This window comes from Maribellus maritimus, from assembly GCF_022267315.1.
Lineage (GTDB): Bacteria > Bacteroidota > Bacteroidia > Bacteroidales > Prolixibacteraceae > Draconibacterium > Draconibacterium maritimum.
Genome location: NZ_JAIKLE010000012.1, coordinates 162,120 through 176,860, shown reverse-complemented (window position 1 = coordinate 176,860; position 14,741 = coordinate 162,120). Strand labels below are relative to the sequence as shown.

The 14,741-nt window shown below is 39.4% G+C and carries 13 protein-coding genes; 9 read left to right on the top strand and 4 right to left on the bottom strand.

Annotated elements, in window-relative coordinates:
* Window positions 1–166 precede the first annotated feature (166 nt).
* From K5G00_RS12810 to K5G00_RS12790, 5 genes are all read left to right on the top strand, one after another.
* On the top strand, window positions 167–1,756 hold the full coding sequence (locus K5G00_RS12810; RefSeq protein WP_238766556.1) for a sulfatase: 1,590 nt from the start codon (window positions 167–169) through the stop codon (window positions 1,754–1,756).
* A gap of 21 nt (window positions 1,757–1,777) precedes the next feature.
* Complete coding sequence (locus tag K5G00_RS12805) at window positions 1,778–2,830, top strand: hypothetical protein (RefSeq protein WP_238766555.1); 1,053 nt, start codon at window positions 1,778–1,780, stop codon at window positions 2,828–2,830.
* Between the two features lie 17 nt (window positions 2,831–2,847).
* Window positions 2,848–5,652 (top strand): glycoside hydrolase family 2 protein, encoded by a 2,805-nt coding sequence (locus tag K5G00_RS12800; protein ID WP_238766554.1) that lies wholly within the window; start codon window positions 2,848–2,850, stop codon window positions 5,650–5,652.
* Window positions 5,653–5,663: 11 nt separating this feature from the next.
* Complete coding sequence (locus K5G00_RS12795) at window positions 5,664–6,596, top strand: carbon-nitrogen hydrolase family protein (RefSeq protein ID WP_238766553.1); 933 nt, start codon at window positions 5,664–5,666, stop codon at window positions 6,594–6,596.
* A 112-nt stretch (window positions 6,597–6,708) separates the two neighbouring features.
* Window positions 6,709–7,587 (top strand): sugar phosphate isomerase/epimerase family protein, encoded by an 879-nt coding sequence (locus K5G00_RS12790; protein ID WP_238766552.1) that lies wholly within the window; start codon window positions 6,709–6,711, stop codon window positions 7,585–7,587.
* Between the two features lie 65 nt (window positions 7,588–7,652).
* On the opposite strand, the gene K5G00_RS12785 is transcribed toward K5G00_RS12790, so the two are convergent.
* Together K5G00_RS12785 and K5G00_RS12780 are read right to left on the bottom strand one after the other, a co-directional pair.
* The gene (locus K5G00_RS12785) at window positions 7,653–10,031 is read right to left on the bottom strand and encodes a TonB-dependent receptor (protein ID WP_238766551.1); all 2,379 of its coding nucleotides are present in this window, start codon (window positions 10,029–10,031) and stop codon (window positions 7,653–7,655) included.
* Window positions 10,032–10,047: 16 nt separating this feature from the next.
* Entirely contained in the window at window positions 10,048–10,779 is a 732-nt protein-coding gene (locus K5G00_RS12780; RefSeq protein ID WP_238766550.1) for a hypothetical protein, read from the bottom strand.
* A gap of 109 nt (window positions 10,780–10,888) precedes the next feature.
* Between K5G00_RS12780 and dtd the strand changes: the two genes are divergently transcribed.
* From dtd to K5G00_RS12765, 3 genes are read left to right on the top strand one after another with little or no spacing between them, the layout of a single operon-like run.
* Window positions 10,889–11,344, top strand: coding sequence for a D-aminoacyl-tRNA deacylase (dtd, locus tag K5G00_RS12775; RefSeq protein ID WP_238766549.1), 456 nt, complete (start codon window positions 10,889–10,891; stop codon window positions 11,342–11,344).
* Between the two features lies 1 nt (window position 11,345).
* Window positions 11,346–11,690, top strand: a complete 345-nt coding sequence (locus K5G00_RS12770) for a nucleotide pyrophosphohydrolase (protein WP_238766548.1) — start codon at window positions 11,346–11,348, stop codon at window positions 11,688–11,690.
* 38 nt (window positions 11,691–11,728) lie between these two features.
* The gene (locus K5G00_RS12765) at window positions 11,729–12,334 is read left to right on the top strand and encodes a YhcH/YjgK/YiaL family protein (protein ID WP_238766547.1); all 606 of its coding nucleotides are present in this window, start codon (window positions 11,729–11,731) and stop codon (window positions 12,332–12,334) included.
* Window positions 12,335–12,449: 115 nt separating this feature from the next.
* Here K5G00_RS12765 and K5G00_RS12760 read toward each other — a convergent pair whose 3' ends face one another.
* Window positions 12,450–13,424 (bottom strand): polyprenyl synthetase family protein, encoded by a 975-nt coding sequence (locus K5G00_RS12760; protein ID WP_238766546.1) that lies wholly within the window; start codon window positions 13,422–13,424, stop codon window positions 12,450–12,452.
* Window positions 13,425–13,606: 182 nt separating this feature from the next.
* Between K5G00_RS12760 and K5G00_RS12755 the strand changes: the two genes are divergently transcribed.
* Window positions 13,607–13,909 carry an ArsR/SmtB family transcription factor gene (locus K5G00_RS12755; RefSeq protein WP_158866299.1) on the top strand — a complete coding sequence of 101 codons (303 nt, stop codon included), beginning with the start codon at window positions 13,607–13,609 and terminating at the stop codon, window positions 13,907–13,909.
* 58 nt (window positions 13,910–13,967) lie between these two features.
* Here the strand turns inward: K5G00_RS12755 and K5G00_RS12750 are convergent, their stop codons facing one another.
* The gene (locus tag K5G00_RS12750) at window positions 13,968–14,666 is read right to left on the bottom strand and encodes a DNA alkylation repair protein (RefSeq protein ID WP_238766545.1); all 699 of its coding nucleotides are present in this window, start codon (window positions 14,664–14,666) and stop codon (window positions 13,968–13,970) included.
* Between the last annotated feature and the right edge of the window lie 75 nt (window positions 14,667–14,741).

Genomic DNA, 14,741 nt, shown 5'->3' with positions numbered 1-14,741 from the left:
AGGAACACAATGTGGCAGATGAACATCCTGAGATTGTAAAAGAACTTCTGGAACAGATGAAATCTGCACGAACTGAATCGGAAGTGTTTACTTTTCAGTCTCCAACGATTATCAAATAAACTCCTTTTTTAATTTACATCGGAGAAAAACAATAAAATTAACGAATATGAAAAAAAAATATAGCTGGCTCTATTTTTTAGCCTTAGGCGTCTTTGTATTGAGTTCTTGTCATCCAAAACCAGAACAGGAAAAGAAACAAAAATTGAATTTTTTATTTATTCTGGCAGATGATTATGGCTGCCATGATTTAAGTGTTTCGGGAAGCCAATTTTATGAAACGCCCAATATTGATCGTATTGCAACAGGAGGTATGATTTTTACCGATGGTTATGCAACTTGTCAGGTTTGCAGTCCGTCACGGGCAAGTATTATATCAGGAAAATTTCCGGCACGTCATGGAATTACCGATTGGATTGGGGCAGCAACAGGTGAGAATTGGCGCAACGCAGGTCGGTTTAATCAATTGTTACCACCGGAATACGAACATCAGCTTGCTTTGGATTACACTACTTTGCCGGAAGCTATGAAAGAGGCAGGATATAAAACTTTTTTTGCCGGGAAATGGCATTTAGGTAGCAAAGGTTCGTGGCCTGAAGATCATGGTTTTGATATTAATAAAGGAGGTTGGGATGTAGGAAGCCCCAAAGGTGGTTATTTTGCTCCCTGGGAAAATCCGAATTTGTCCAGCGGACCCGATGGTGAAAATCTTTCGATGCGCCTGGCAAAAGAAACTGCCCGGTTTATAAGAGAAAATAAAGACACTGCATTTTTTGCTTACCTTTCATTTTATGCTGTACATGGCCCTATTCAGACGACACAGGAAAAATGGGCGAAATACCGTGAAAAAGCAGAGGAGCTTGGATTAGCAGAAACCGGGTATAAAATGGGACATTTTTTACCTATTCGTCAAGTGCAGGATAATCCGGTTTATGCAGGTTTGGTTGAAGCGATGGATGATGCTGTAGGCGAAGTTTTGAATGCACTGGACGAACTGGGTTTATCTGAAAATACAGTAGTTATTTTTACTTCAGATAATGGAGGAGTAGCTGCCGGCGATTCCTATTCTACATCAAATTTACCACTTCGCGCCGGAAAAGGTTATCAGTTTGAAGGTGGAATTCGCGAACCTTACTTTATAAAAGTTCCGGGAGTAGGAAATGGGCAAAAAAATAATACGCCGGTTACCGGAACCGATTTTTACCCCACCATACTTGAGTTAGCCGGAGTACCGTTAAAACCATCGGAACACAATGACGGAGTGAGCCTTGTGCCGCTTTTAAAAGGAGAGACTATTCCTGAACGGCCGCTCATTTGGCATTATCCTCATTACGGAAATCAGGGTGGAGAACCTTCCTCCATAATTCGATTGGGCGACTGGAAATTGATTCACTATTATGAGGATGGGCATGAAGAGTTGTACAATCTGAAAAATGACTTGGAAGAAACCACTGACCTGTCTACAGAAAATAAGGAAAAAGTAAAAGAACTGAGTCAAAAATTGTTTTCATATTTGGACGAGGTTGGTGCGCGTTACCCGGAAAGAGATCCGGAATACGATCCCCAAAAAGAAAAAGAATATCTTCAAAAAGTAGTGAACGAACGCTGGCCGCGACTTGAGAAACAACGGCTTGAATTTCTTTCAGAAGACTATGAGCCCGGAAATAATTGGTGGGGGAGTATGGTAACCAATGATTAAAAAAAGTTGTAGCTTTATTTGATGAACAGAAAGGAATTTTTAAAAAAAACAGCATTGGCTGGTTCTGCTATTGGGTTTTTATCCTCTTCAGGATTTTCTTCGAGAACAGGAAGAAGTTCAGAGAAAAAGCTAAATGCATATTATTTCAGGGCGCATATGTATACGCTGGTTCCGCGACATGTGCGGGAAGACTTGAAATGGATGGCCGATGTTGGAACCAATATTGTTTCGGTAGCCGTTTTGGAGCAGGACTTTTTTGCAGCTGTTGAAAACATTGAAATCATTTGTAACGAAGCTTCAAAATTAGGAATGGATGTTTGGGCAGTACCTTCCCGCTGGGGAGGTCTTGTGGCCGGTGCACCAAAAGTCCCCAGCCTTTTTACTACTCTGAATCAGGATACCTGGAAAAAAAATCGCGATGGCTCCTATGCCAGTTCTTCAGTTTCAGGTCGGATAAGTAGTATTTTTCATCCCGCTACTGCTGAGTTTATGCAGGAATCGGGCAAAAAATTGTTCAAAACCTGGGATTTTAAAGGATTAATTTGGGATGAACCAAAATCATTGACCCGGGATTATCATGAACTGGCCGTTAAAAAGTTGGGAGTTAATGCTTCTCTTGAGCAATATATTGACGAAAATGTTGAATTTTATTCTAATATTAATAAACATATAAAGGCCGATTTTCCGAATAAACAAATTGCTATGTTTATATACGCCAACAAAGACAATATGACGGTAAACAAATGTGCCACAATCAGTGATATGGATGCTTACGGTTGCGACGGTCGGCCCTGGTCACCTGAAGATGGAGGAAAGCAGGAAAGCGAGGGAAAAGTTTTACTTGGCGGAGTTGGACAACGTTTTATTGATGCTGCAAGAGAAAACAACAAAAAATCGTTATGGCTCATCGAAAATCATAACATGGCAGATGCCGATATTCCCATTCTTGAAAAACGGATGCGGGAGGTGGTTCAAAGCAATGCAGATCATTTGATTTATTACTATTATCCACGGAATCTTTCACAGCCTGATAAAATCATGGATATCATTAAACAAAACCTGATGAGATATTAATTACTAAACTATAAAACATGATCAAAAAAGGACTATTAATTATTACTCTGGGAGTATTTATTGCGTTACAACTTTATTCTCAAACTACTGAAATTGTGTATTTGTCGGGAACAGATGCTGCAAATACTGTGGATTGGGATTTTTATTGTACCGATGGACGAAACAGTGGTGAATGGACTGAGATTCCTGTGCCTTCAAACTGGGAATTAAAGGGATTTGGAACGTACAATTACGGTCACGACTGGAGAAATGAAGATATTAAACTGGGGAAAGAACATGGTTTGTATAAACATGAGTTTGATATTCCTTCTTCGTGGAAAGGCAAAACCATAAATATTGTTTTTGATGGTTCGATGACAGATACCGAAGTAAAAATCAACGGGAAACTTGCCGGAGAGATTCATCAAGGGGCATTTTATAGGTTTAAATACGATATTTCAAAATTGCTGAACTATGGCAAAACCAACCTGCTGGAAGTAGATGTAGCCAAACATTCTTCCAATGAGTCAGTAAACAGAGCTGAACGTCAGGCTGATTTCTGGATATTTGGTGGTATTTTCAGGCCTGTATTCCTCGAAGTTTTGCCGGAAACACATATGACACGCACAGCAATCGATCCAAAAGCTGACGGTTCATTTAAAGCTTTTGTAACGTTAAACGAATCGAAGGCAGACTATACACTCGGTGTTGAATTGTTCGATTTGGATGGGAATAATGTCAGTGGAAATGTTCAGGCAGAAATCACTAAGGGTGAAACTGAAAACTGGATTTCGGGGAAATTTGAAAATGTAAAAGAATGGAATGTGGAATGGCCTCAGCTCTACGATATGAAAATATCGTTGAAAAAGGGAAATGATGTTTTACATCAGGTTACTGAACGTATTGGATTTCGTACGGTTGAATTGCGTGAACACGATGGGATTTATGTCAACGGAGAAAAAGTAATATTCAAAGGCGTTTGCCGCCATTCATTCCGGCCCGAGACAGGCCGTGCACTGAGTGATTCGGATCATTTTGAAGATATCACATTGATGAAAGAAATGAATATGAACGCGGTTCGATGTTCTCATTATGATCCCGATAAAAGATTCCTTGATTTATGTGACTCGCTGGGTATGCTCGTGCTCGACGAAGTAACAGGTTGGCAAGACAGTTACGATACCATCATTGGTCCAAAGTTGATTAAGGAAGAAATTTTAAAAGATGAAAACCATGCAAGTGTGGTTCTCTGGGACCATGGAAATGAAGGTGGCTGGGATTTTGCCAACGAAAAAACATATCAAGAATTGGATATTCAGAAACGGCCGGTAATTTATCCCTGGTTACTGCGGAATGGAGTAGACACACACCATTATCCTGAGTTTTTATATGCTGTCAACCGGTTTACCCACGGAAATGCACCTTTTATGCCCACCGAGTTTATGCATGGCTTGTATGATGGCGGCCACGGTGCCGGGTTGAACGATTTCTGGAACGAATATGAAACATCGCCACTTTTGGCCGGAGCTTTTTTATGGGTTTTTGCTGATGAAGCAGTTTTGCGTACTGATAAGGAAGGAACAGTTTACGACTCGGACGGAAATCATGCACCCGATGGAATTCTGGGGCCGCATCACGAAAAAGAAGGTAGTTTTTACACCATAAAAGATATCTGGTCTCCGGTACAAATTTTGCCAGTTACAGTTAATAAGAAATGGAACGGCAAACTCTTCCTTTCGAATAGATACATTTACACAAACCTGAATAAATGTACGTTTAGCTGGAAAGCGATTAAAACCGGTTTTGGCGATACAGCGAATAAAGTTTTAGGTCAGGGTCAGGCCAAAAGTCCGAATGTAGAACCGGGAGAAACAGCAGCTGTACAAATCGATTGCAGCAATGCTCTTCAAAATGCGGATTTGTTTGAGTTTACCGCTACCGATCATAATGGAAATGAGCTGTATACCTGGAGTTGGCCGGTAATTCAACCCGAGGAAAAAGCTGCTGAAATTTTGCAGACACTCAAATCCGGAAACTCAGAAATTTCTGTAAACGAAAACGGTGATGCTGTAACTGCTTCGGTTTCCGGTTTGGAAATTTCGTTGAGTAAAAAAGACGGAACATTACTTTCGGTAGAAAACAGTAACGGAAATGTATCATTTACCGGCGGCCCAATGCCTGTAGGTGCAGACTCGGAAATCACCGGAACAAAATGGGAGAAAGACGGAAGTGGAAATTTCATTTTTACAGTATCCAGAAAAGACTATCCGAGAAAAATAACCTGGACACTGGAGAAGAGTGGCTTGTTAAAACTGGAAGCAAGTCATTTGATAGGGTGGATGAAGGATATTGATTACATCGGTATTTCGTTTAATTATCCGGAAGAAAAATGTACCGGTATTAAGTGGATGGGGCGTGGTCCCTACCGCGTTTGGAAGAACCGTTTAAAAGGTGCAACTTTGGGCGTTTGGGAAAAAGAGTACAACAACACCATCACCGGTGAAAGTTTTAATAACCTGGTTTATCCTGAATTCAAAGGCTACCATGGAAATCTTTATTGGGCTACTTTGGAAACCACCGAATCGCCGATAACCATAATTTCCGAAACTCCAAAACTTTATATGCAATTGTTTACGCCCGATAAACCACAACATGTGGCCGGTGGCACGTATCCGGCTTTCCCCGATGCTGACATTTCATTCTTATATGAAATTCCGGGAATCGGAACCAAATTTCAAAAAGCTGAAATTATGGGACCAAACGGGCAAAAGGGTGTTTATGGCGAACGCAGGGGAGACGAAAACGATGCCATAAAATTGTGGTTCGATTTCAGGTCGAATTAAGAAAAAACAAGATGAAACGGTCAGTTTTTATTTTGGCACTGCTTGTTTGCTGCTTTGATTTTGCAGTGAAAGGTCAGAATAATACTGACGGTCAAAGCTGGAAACTGGTGGTTGCAGCTTGCCAGTTTCCCGTTTCGGCTGATATTGCTGAAAATTATGACCGGATAAAAAAACAAATTATTGAGGCAAAGCTAAAAAACGCGGATATCGTTCAGTTTCCGGAATGTGCATTGTCGGGTTACCCGGAAGTGGATTTAAAAACGTTGGATGGATTTGACTGGGATTTGCTGGTTGAAAAAACCGACTCAATTTTAAGTCTGGCGAAACAGTTGAAAATTTGGGTGTTGTTGGGTTCCATTCATCGGTTAAGCGATGGTGTGAAGCCACACAATAGTTTGTATGTGATAAATGACGAAGGCAAGATTGTGGATCGGTACGACAAAAGATTTTGTACCGGCGGAGATTTGAAGCATTTTTCACCTGGCGACCATTTTGTAAATTTTGATTTGAACGGAGTGAATTGCGGATTACTCATTTGTTATGATGTACGTTTCCCGGAGTTATATCGCGAATATAGAAAACGAGATACCGACTTAATTTTTCATTCGTTTTACAATGCCCGACAGAAAAAGGGGAGCATTCATCCTGTAATAATGCCAATTACTTCGCAGGCGAGAGCAGCTACCAATTATTTCTATATCTCCTTGACCAACTCCTCTGCTATGGAAAGCTGGCCATGTCATTTTATTACTCCCGACGGGCTTATTCAAAATAAACTCGCGCCCAATATCCCCGTAATTTTGATTTCAAATATGGATATTTCAGAAAATTTTTACGATGCGAGCAAAGTATTTCGTGAAAATGCAATCAATGGAATTTTGAATAGCGGTGAAACGGTAAAAGATCCTCACTCCGAAAATAGAACAGAAATTATTAGGCAATAATTATTCAGCGCAACAGGTAAACTGTTTTAGGAGGAAAATTCAAAACATCTCCATATTCTATAGAAGATTTATTTGAAAAGAACCAACTATAAAACTTTTAACTAAACTTATTATGAACCTAAAAAATGTAATCCGAAAAGGTATTGTAATAATAACCATTTCCTTTTCATTATTTATAATATCTTGTAAATCAGATAATAATATTCTATTACAGGATGTTGGTATATGCACTGATTTTAACAATGCAACGATTTTGTCGGCCAGTGGTTGCACTTATATAGAAGAAAGTGTAGGTCGATTTCTCATTCCATCAAAAAGCGAAGAGGAATTCGATAAAATTCTAGAAAAGGCAAAAGAATCAGAACTCTCCGTAATGGCCTTTAATAGTTTTATTCCCGGTAACTTAAAGAGTGTTGGACCAGAGGCAGTGCATTCGCAAATTTTGAAATATGTTGAAATTGCTTTTCGCAGGGCGCAGAAAACAGGTGTTAAATATATTGTTTTTGGTAGTGGGGGGTCGCGTTCTATTCCCGAAGGATTTTCAAAGGATGATGCCAGGCAGCAGTTTGTGAGTCTTTGCACCAGGATGGCACCTATTGCCGGTAAATATAATGTTGTTGTAGTTCTTGAACCATTGAATAAAAAAGAGTGTAATTTTATTAATTCAGTAGCAGAAGGAGGTGAAATTGTTAAAGAGGTAAATCATCCTAATTTTATGCTCCTTGCCGATATTTACCACATGTTAATGGATAACGAAAACCCTGACAATATCATTAAATATGGGGATTTGATTAAACATACACATATTGCTGAAAAGGAAGGAAGGGCTGCTCCTGGCACCTACAACGAGGACTTTAAGCCTTATCTTGAAGCACTAAAAAAGGTGAAGTACAGTGGAATGATGTCAATTGAGTGCAACTGGGATAATCTGGAATCGGAGTCTGTAACCTCCATCGCAGAAATTAAAAAACAGGTAAGTATGTTGGAGTAAGCTTCAAAGCGACCTTTTTTTAATCGCATAATTTTTATGTTCTTCGAGGTAGCGGAAGCATTAATTTAAAATTCTATAATTATACCAATTGTCGGAAGTACAGTTCCCGATGTATTTTTATATGTTTCAAGTTTATACCGCGATCCGTTGTCGGTAAGGACAAAACTGCCGTTTGCATCTTCGGCTCGTATTACAATATCTTGTTGTTCAGCCTGGTGGTTGTAGAGATTTTGAATGTCAAGATAGAATTTTGCTGTTATTTTATTTAGATAAAACGATTTGTCAACACGTAAATCCAACTGGTGAAAGGCTGAGAAGCGTTCGGAGTTTAGTTTTGAATAATCGAGGTAGGGACTGCCTTTCAGATCCCATGCTTCAACCAGCGAGCTTTTCTCCATGTCGTAAGGCGTGTAGGGCAAACCACCTACAAATCGCCAACGGGCACCAATCCGCCAGTTTTTCTTCAGATCTTTTGTTGTAGTTACATTTAACAGGTGTTTTGAATCCCAGCTGGAGGGAATGTATTCCCCTGTTGCATCCTGAAATTCGCTTCGAACCAGGGTGTATGACAAGTTAAAATTGAATCCTTTTGTTGAATTTACACGAGCCTGAAATTCAGCGCCGTATGCACGTCCTTCTGATGATGAGATAACCTCTTCATCGCCAACAACACCGTAGTCGGCTCCTTTATTTGCAAGGCTGATTTGGTCTTTTACCGAAAACGGGTAATTCGCATAGCTTTTCCAAAATCCTTCCAGTGAAAATTGCACAGTGGTTCTTGGGCGAAATTCCAGCCCGGCGATTAAATGATCAACCGTGATGTACTTCAGCTTGTTTTCCCTATTTACAAAAACATTATTTTCTTCAAAACCCAGCGTGGTATACGATGGTAACTGGTAATATTTGCCGGTATTAAAATTCAGGCTCCATTTGTCGGTTAAACTGTACGAAGCCGAAAATCGCGGAGAAAACTGTTCCAGAGGATTATTCATACTTTCAGCATAATTATTTGCGTCTGCCCGGATTCCCAGGGACAAAGCCAGGCGTTCATTCAGAACATTTTTGCTAACCTGTGTAAAAAGCCCGTATTTAACCAAATCCAGTTTTGCATCGTAATTTACATTTAAAATTTCGTCGCCGTAAAACCGTCTTTGTTGTGTGGTATTTTTATATGTCACAAAATCGAAATTCGCCCCGAAATTCAACTTAAAAGTGTTTAGTCGCAGCGTATTTTCAAATCTGATTTTATTTTCAATTTCCTCGGAAGAATAGTCTAGAATTTTATTTTCTTCAGAACTGTCATCATTATCAAAATATTTATAGGCCCCGTTGTTTAAATGACTCCGGCTTACCACCAGCGTTTGATAACTATTCTCTTTGAAATGTTTGTAAACCGCTCCCAGCGTGTAACTCCATTGTTCGTTAACCGGAATTTGGCTGAGGATGTATTTTTGCTGTTCATCCGGGTCTTCAATGTCCAGATTCAAATCAAAAACATCAAACGCACCCAGTCCGATTATTGTTAATTCATTTTTTTTATCAAAACGGGTGCGGATCTTAAATTGTGTGTCGGTAAAATTCGGTAGAAACGGAAGTTCCAGCACGCTAAATAAAAATTGCAAGTAGGATCTTCGGGCCGAAAAGACAAACGTTGTTTTTTCTCCGATTGGCCCGTCAAGAGTTGCTGCTACCTCCGATGCGCCCAGTGTTCCCTGTATTTTAAGTTTGTCATTATTTCCATCTACCTGGAAAAATTCAAGCACTCCGCTTAACGCATTTCCGCGCTTGGCAGGGAAAGCGCCCGAATAGTAATTCACTTCACGCAAAAAATCGGCATTAATAATTCCCACCGGCCCGCCTGATGCGCCCTGCGTAGCGAAGTGATTGATAAAAGGGACTTCCACACCGTCAAGATAAAAACGGCTTTCCGATGGTCCTCCGCCACGAATAATTATATCGTTGCGAAATGCTGGTGTTGACTGGACTCCCGCAAAAGACTGAATCACTTTTGAAATATCGCGGTTGGCCCCCGGACTTTTTTCTATTTCACCAATTCCAATAGAACGCAGTGAAACCGGACTTTCCGGTGTTTTTCTAAAGGGAGATGCCGTTACGGTAACTTCATCAATTTGTTCCTTTTGTTGTTCCAGCTGAATTTCAATGGAGTTGGTGTTTGCTGCACTTACTTCAATTTCAGAAGAAATGGCCTTTTTGTAGCCTACAAACGATGCTTCAATTCTTACAAAGCCGGGTTGCAAACCGTTTAATAGAAAATTTCCGTCCAAATCGGTTGTGGTTCCGATACTTGTTCCTGAAACTACAACATTTACAAACGGAAGTGGCTCGTTACTCACAGCGTCAACAACTTTTCCTTTTAGCGATGCTTCCTGTGCAAAAGTTAAAATGGAGAATAAAAAAAATAGAAATGTAAATAGTACTTTCATAGTGTTGAGGTTCTGTTTATTCGAGGTGAACAATTATTTTTCTGACGATTTCTTTGGCGCTTGTAACGGTGGTAAGATTGGTATATAAATTTCCGTTTCGCCCGGAGGGTTCGCTGTGGCCGATGGGATTTAAATAATAATCGGTTTCATCCCAATCGGGATCTATGGTAACCGCATAAACCAAGGCCGGCTGTAACGAAGTAAAATAATCGAGGTTTCCCGGAAATTTGTTGTTTGTCCAGAATTTGTTGGAATCCCAGGGTTGGTTAATTTCCATAAGCAACCGGAATTTTTCACCACGCATTTTTGTTGCTGTATTTAGTTTGAAATTATTTATCGGTGTTGCGCCGCTAAGTGCATCAGAAACAGCTGTCTCCGGCGAAGGAACATACAATCCGTCGGAAGCTTTTATGCCGCGCTTATGGGCCCAGTAAGGGAGTGTTGCCGGGCGGCGTATTGTTCCGGGTTTGTCACTCCACTTTCCTGCCTCAACTTCACCGTGTCCGAATTTTCCGGTAGCTACAAATTGCGTTACATAAAGTGTTTCTATGAAATTGCCTTCCAAATCTTCTGTCCAAACCGCGAAGGATGGATGATTATAGGCTTTTCCTTTGAAAAATTCAATGGTTAAACTATGGTTTGCGTTTTCAGGAGATGTCTTAAGGATTACAATTTCCTCATTTATTTTATTGGAAGAAATGCATCCGGCTAGAAAAAAAACAATAAAAAATGAAATCAACTTGTTCATTAGTTGCTAATTTGTTTATTTTTTTTACTCAATAGTTAAACATAGGAAAAATAAAAAAGTTGAGAAACATTTTCTTTTTTTATCTTAGTGAGGCAAATTCAGAATTAATATGAGAATTGTAATTCAAAAGGTCTCTAAAGCCTCGGTTACTGTCGAAAATAGAATTGTTTCATCTATTGGAAAGGGAATGCTGGTTTTGGTTGGCATTGAGGATGCTGACAACGATGAAGATATTGACTGGCTCGTAAAAAAGATGTTAAACCTGCGAATTTTTGACGATGAAAATGGTGTAATGAATCTTTCGGTTCAGGATGTTAAAGGAGATTTAATTATTGTAAGTCAGTTTACCCTGCAAGCCAGTACAAAAAAGGGAAACCGGCCTTCATATATTCGTGCCTCGAAACCCGATTTCGCCGTACCCATGTATGAAAAGTTTATTCAGAAAACAGAAGACTCCATCGGTAAAAAAGTGGGAACCGGTGTTTTTGGTGCCATGATGGACGTGGAATTGGTAAATGATGGCCCGGTAACCATCATTATTGATTCAAAACAGAAAGATTTTTAGGATGGATGAAAAACAAATGACAATAAATGAAGCCCAGGAAATGGTCGACAAATGGATTCAAACCATTGGTGTACGATACTTCAGCGAGCTTACAAACATGGCTATTTTGACAGAAGAAGTAGGAGAACTCGCGCGAATCATGGCCCGGAAATATGGCGATCAGTCATTTAAAAAATCAGATGAAGGATATAATTTGGAAGATGAAATGGCTGATGTACTTTGGGTGTTGATCTGTCTGGCCAATCAAACCGGAGTGGATTTAAACAAAGCTTTCCTGCAAAATATGGAAAAGAAAACCAGCCGCGACAAGGAACGACACCGAAACAACAAAAAGCTAAAGGAATAATTCCTGACACTTAATTCAACGGCCTAATAAATAATGTGATGAACAAATTGATAATCTTAATAACTATGATTTTTGCTTTCTCTGCCTGCACTCCAAAACAGGAGGATCCGGAAAACTGGACGAATGAACAAGTTGATGAATGGTTTGAAAAAAAGGAATGGTTAAACGGCTGGGGCGTAAAACCTGACGAGTCGATTAACAAGAGAAGTTTTGCCATTGATTATTTTAAAAATAAAAAACATTGGGATCAGGCTTTTCAGTTTCTAAAATCTTCCGACCTGATTAATCTGCCGGTTGGCAGACAAGACCTCGAAGGAGATCATCTTTATATTAGTGTTGATGAATATACTACAAAAGACAAAAAGGATACTCGTTATGAGTCGCATCGGAAATATATTGATATTCAGTATGTTATTGAAGGAGAGGAGATGATGGGCTTAACAACGCTCGACAAAGTTGAAATTACAGAGCCTTATAATGAAGAAAAAGATATCGCATTTTATTCTTTTGACGGGGGTGAGTATATCAAGGCCACGCCAGAGAATTTTGTTTTGTTTTTCCCGGAAGATGCACACCGCCCGATGATGGAAGCAGGGGCGAATTCAAAGGTGAAAAAGATTGTTGTAAAGGTTATGGCCAAATAAAAGAGCTGCTTTTTTAGTGTTTAATGAGAAAGCTTTAAAGACAGGGCTTTTGTAGTTTTGAAAATACTTTTTTAAGAAGATACTGCAGCATTTGGCAGCTTCCGGCAAAGGCATGCTATTTTTTGCGGGTAGTTATATAATTCATCAATTCGATCAAGGATTTCCTTGCATTGTTGTCTTCAAATTCCATTAAGCCCTGAATGGCTTTATCCTTAAATTCCTCCATTTTTTGGGTTGCATAATCCAAACCGCCTTTTTCTTTTACCAATTCGATGAGTTCTTTTATTACCGCAGTATTTTTGTTTTTTCGTTTAATAAGCCTGAGAATCCGTTTTCTTTCCGAGGAGTTGGAATGATTCAGGACATATAAAAGTGGCAGCGTAATTTTTTTTTCTTTAATATCGTTTCCCGTAGGTTTCCCAATTAAACCTTTTGATTGATAATCAAAAATGTCGTCTTTTATTTGAAAGGCAATACCGGCGTCTTGTCCAATGCGGTACATTTTTTCATGGATTTCTTCATCGTCGCTTGCTGAGGCTGCGCCAATGGCCATACTCGTTGCAATTAGCGATGCGGTTTTTTTTCTGATAATTTCGAAGTATGTCTCATCATCGATATCCAGTTTCCTGCTTTTTTTTACCTGGAGGATTTCTCCCTCGCTCATATCCTGCACAGCACGCGAAATGAGATGAAGAAAGTTATATTTTTTATTTTCCAGTTGAAGAAGAAGCCCTTTTGCTAAAATATAGTCGCCTACCAAAACAGCTAACTTGTTTTTCCAGAGCGCTTTTACTGAAAAAGTTCCGCGTCGTTCATACGATTCGTCAACCACATCGTCGTGTACCAGTGTAGCGGTATGAAGCAGTTCAACGGAACAAGCTGCCAGCTGGGAGAACTCGTTGGTTTTACCTACCAGCTTTGCCGAAAGAAATACAAACATAGGGCGCAGTTGTTTGCCCTTTGTACGGTATAAAAAGTTAAGAATGGTACCAAGAAGGGGAATGTCGCTTTGTAACGATTTTTTGAAATAAGGTTCAAAATCTTTTATTTCCTGTTCAATCGGAAGTTTGATTCTTTCTATTGCTGACATTAAATGTATATCCCCAGTGTTAATTAAAAAAACGAACATAGAATAAATTCGTTTAATTCCGGCAGATTTTATCAAAAAAAAGCTTAATTTCTCTAATATTATTCAAAATTATTTCAAATAAAATATTTGGCATAGTATTATTCTTAAATATTTATATATTTGCATTCGTAAAGAAATTGACGATGTTAGAAATCAAGGAGTTAGATATCGATAAATTGGAGATGGCAGCGAGTATGCTAAAAGCTATGGCACACCCGATGCGTATTGCTATTCTCAAGCATCTTGAAGGAGGTAAACGTTTGACTGTTACTGAAATTCACGAGTTGTTGGGGATTGAGCAGTCTACTACTTCGCATCATTTGGGAATTTTGAAAGACAAAGGAGTTTTGTGCTCAAAGCGTGAGGGAAAAAACACATTTTATTATCTGAAGTATGAGGTTTTAAGCCAGATTGTTGAATGTGTGCATTCTTGTACATGTGAATAATAAAAACTTACAACATATATTAATGCCGCTTTGGAAATTGGTTCCGGCGGCATTTTTTTTATCCGTTCTTTTTTCCTGTTTCCAGTTTTGTGTAAACTTCCCTGCGAACCCGGCCAGCCAGTTTTGAGTCGTATTTTTCCATAAATTCTTTTACAGCTGGTTTATCGCTTTTCGATAGTTCGCGTAATGCCCAGGAGAGCGCTTTAACAATCATATCATCACGGTCGTCAACTACTTTTTCACAAATTATTAATGTGCGTTTTGTATCACCGGTTCCACCCCGGGCAACTCTGTTTAGAGGTACAGTTGAAACAATCGCTGTTCTTCTCCACCATCGGTTTTTAGAGTTAAGCCATTTCAAAACATCATTGTCGTTTATTTGCTTATTCCGCCATGCCCAGCCCGAAAGCATGACACTGAAAGCGTCAGTAGTAGCCCAATTGTCCATGTTTTTTCCCAGGTATTCCAAATCGGCCAAATTGAGTTGTTTTAATGCATTTTTGTTTTTCCAAAGTAGCTCAAAAGCTACCTGGTTGGCTTCAAATACTCTTGTATCAACCAGTTCTTTGGTGAAACTGGTAAGTTCTTCGGGAGTCCATTTTTTTATTTCAACCCACCAGTTTTTTATTAACTCACGCATTGCAGGGGCTCTCACACCCAGGTATTTCATTGATGTGGGAAACATCGTTTTGTAAGCTTCCTGTCGCGCAGGGTCGGCAACCGATTTTAGTTCCGAAATAATTGTGGCTGTTTTCATTTGAAATTGGTTTTACCAAAGTTTCAAACTTTTCAAAATAAATAGCAATAGTTTTTATTTATTTTTACCTCAAAT

Coding starts and splice junctions, on each gene's coding strand:
- K5G00_RS12780 (WP_238766550.1), bottom strand. CDS start 10,779: ATGAACAAGTTGATTTCATTTTTTATTGTTTTTTTTCTAGCCGGATGC.
- K5G00_RS12800 (WP_238766554.1), top strand. CDS start 2,848: ATGATCAAAAAAGGACTATTAATTATTACTCTGGGAGTATTTATTGCG.
- K5G00_RS12765 (WP_238766547.1), top strand. CDS start 11,729: ATGAACAAATTGATAATCTTAATAACTATGATTTTTGCTTTCTCTGCC.
- K5G00_RS12750 (WP_238766545.1), bottom strand. CDS start 14,666: ATGAAAACAGCCACAATTATTTCGGAACTAAAATCGGTTGCCGACCCT.
- K5G00_RS12805 (WP_238766555.1), top strand. CDS start 1,778: ATGAACAGAAAGGAATTTTTAAAAAAAACAGCATTGGCTGGTTCTGCT.
- K5G00_RS12770 (WP_238766548.1), top strand. CDS start 11,346: ATGGATGAAAAACAAATGACAATAAATGAAGCCCAGGAAATGGTCGAC.
- K5G00_RS12795 (WP_238766553.1), top strand. CDS start 5,664: ATGAAACGGTCAGTTTTTATTTTGGCACTGCTTGTTTGCTGCTTTGAT.
- K5G00_RS12790 (WP_238766552.1), top strand. CDS start 6,709: ATGAACCTAAAAAATGTAATCCGAAAAGGTATTGTAATAATAACCATT.
- dtd (WP_238766549.1), top strand. CDS start 10,889: ATGAGAATTGTAATTCAAAAGGTCTCTAAAGCCTCGGTTACTGTCGAA.
- K5G00_RS12785 (WP_238766551.1), bottom strand. CDS start 10,031: ATGAAAGTACTATTTACATTTCTATTTTTTTTATTCTCCATTTTAACT.
- K5G00_RS12810 (WP_238766556.1), top strand. CDS start 167: ATGAAAAAAAAATATAGCTGGCTCTATTTTTTAGCCTTAGGCGTCTTT.
- K5G00_RS12755 (WP_158866299.1), top strand. CDS start 13,607: ATGTTAGAAATCAAGGAGTTAGATATCGATAAATTGGAGATGGCAGCG.
- K5G00_RS12760 (WP_238766546.1), bottom strand. CDS start 13,424: ATGTCAGCAATAGAAAGAATCAAACTTCCGATTGAACAGGAAATAAAA.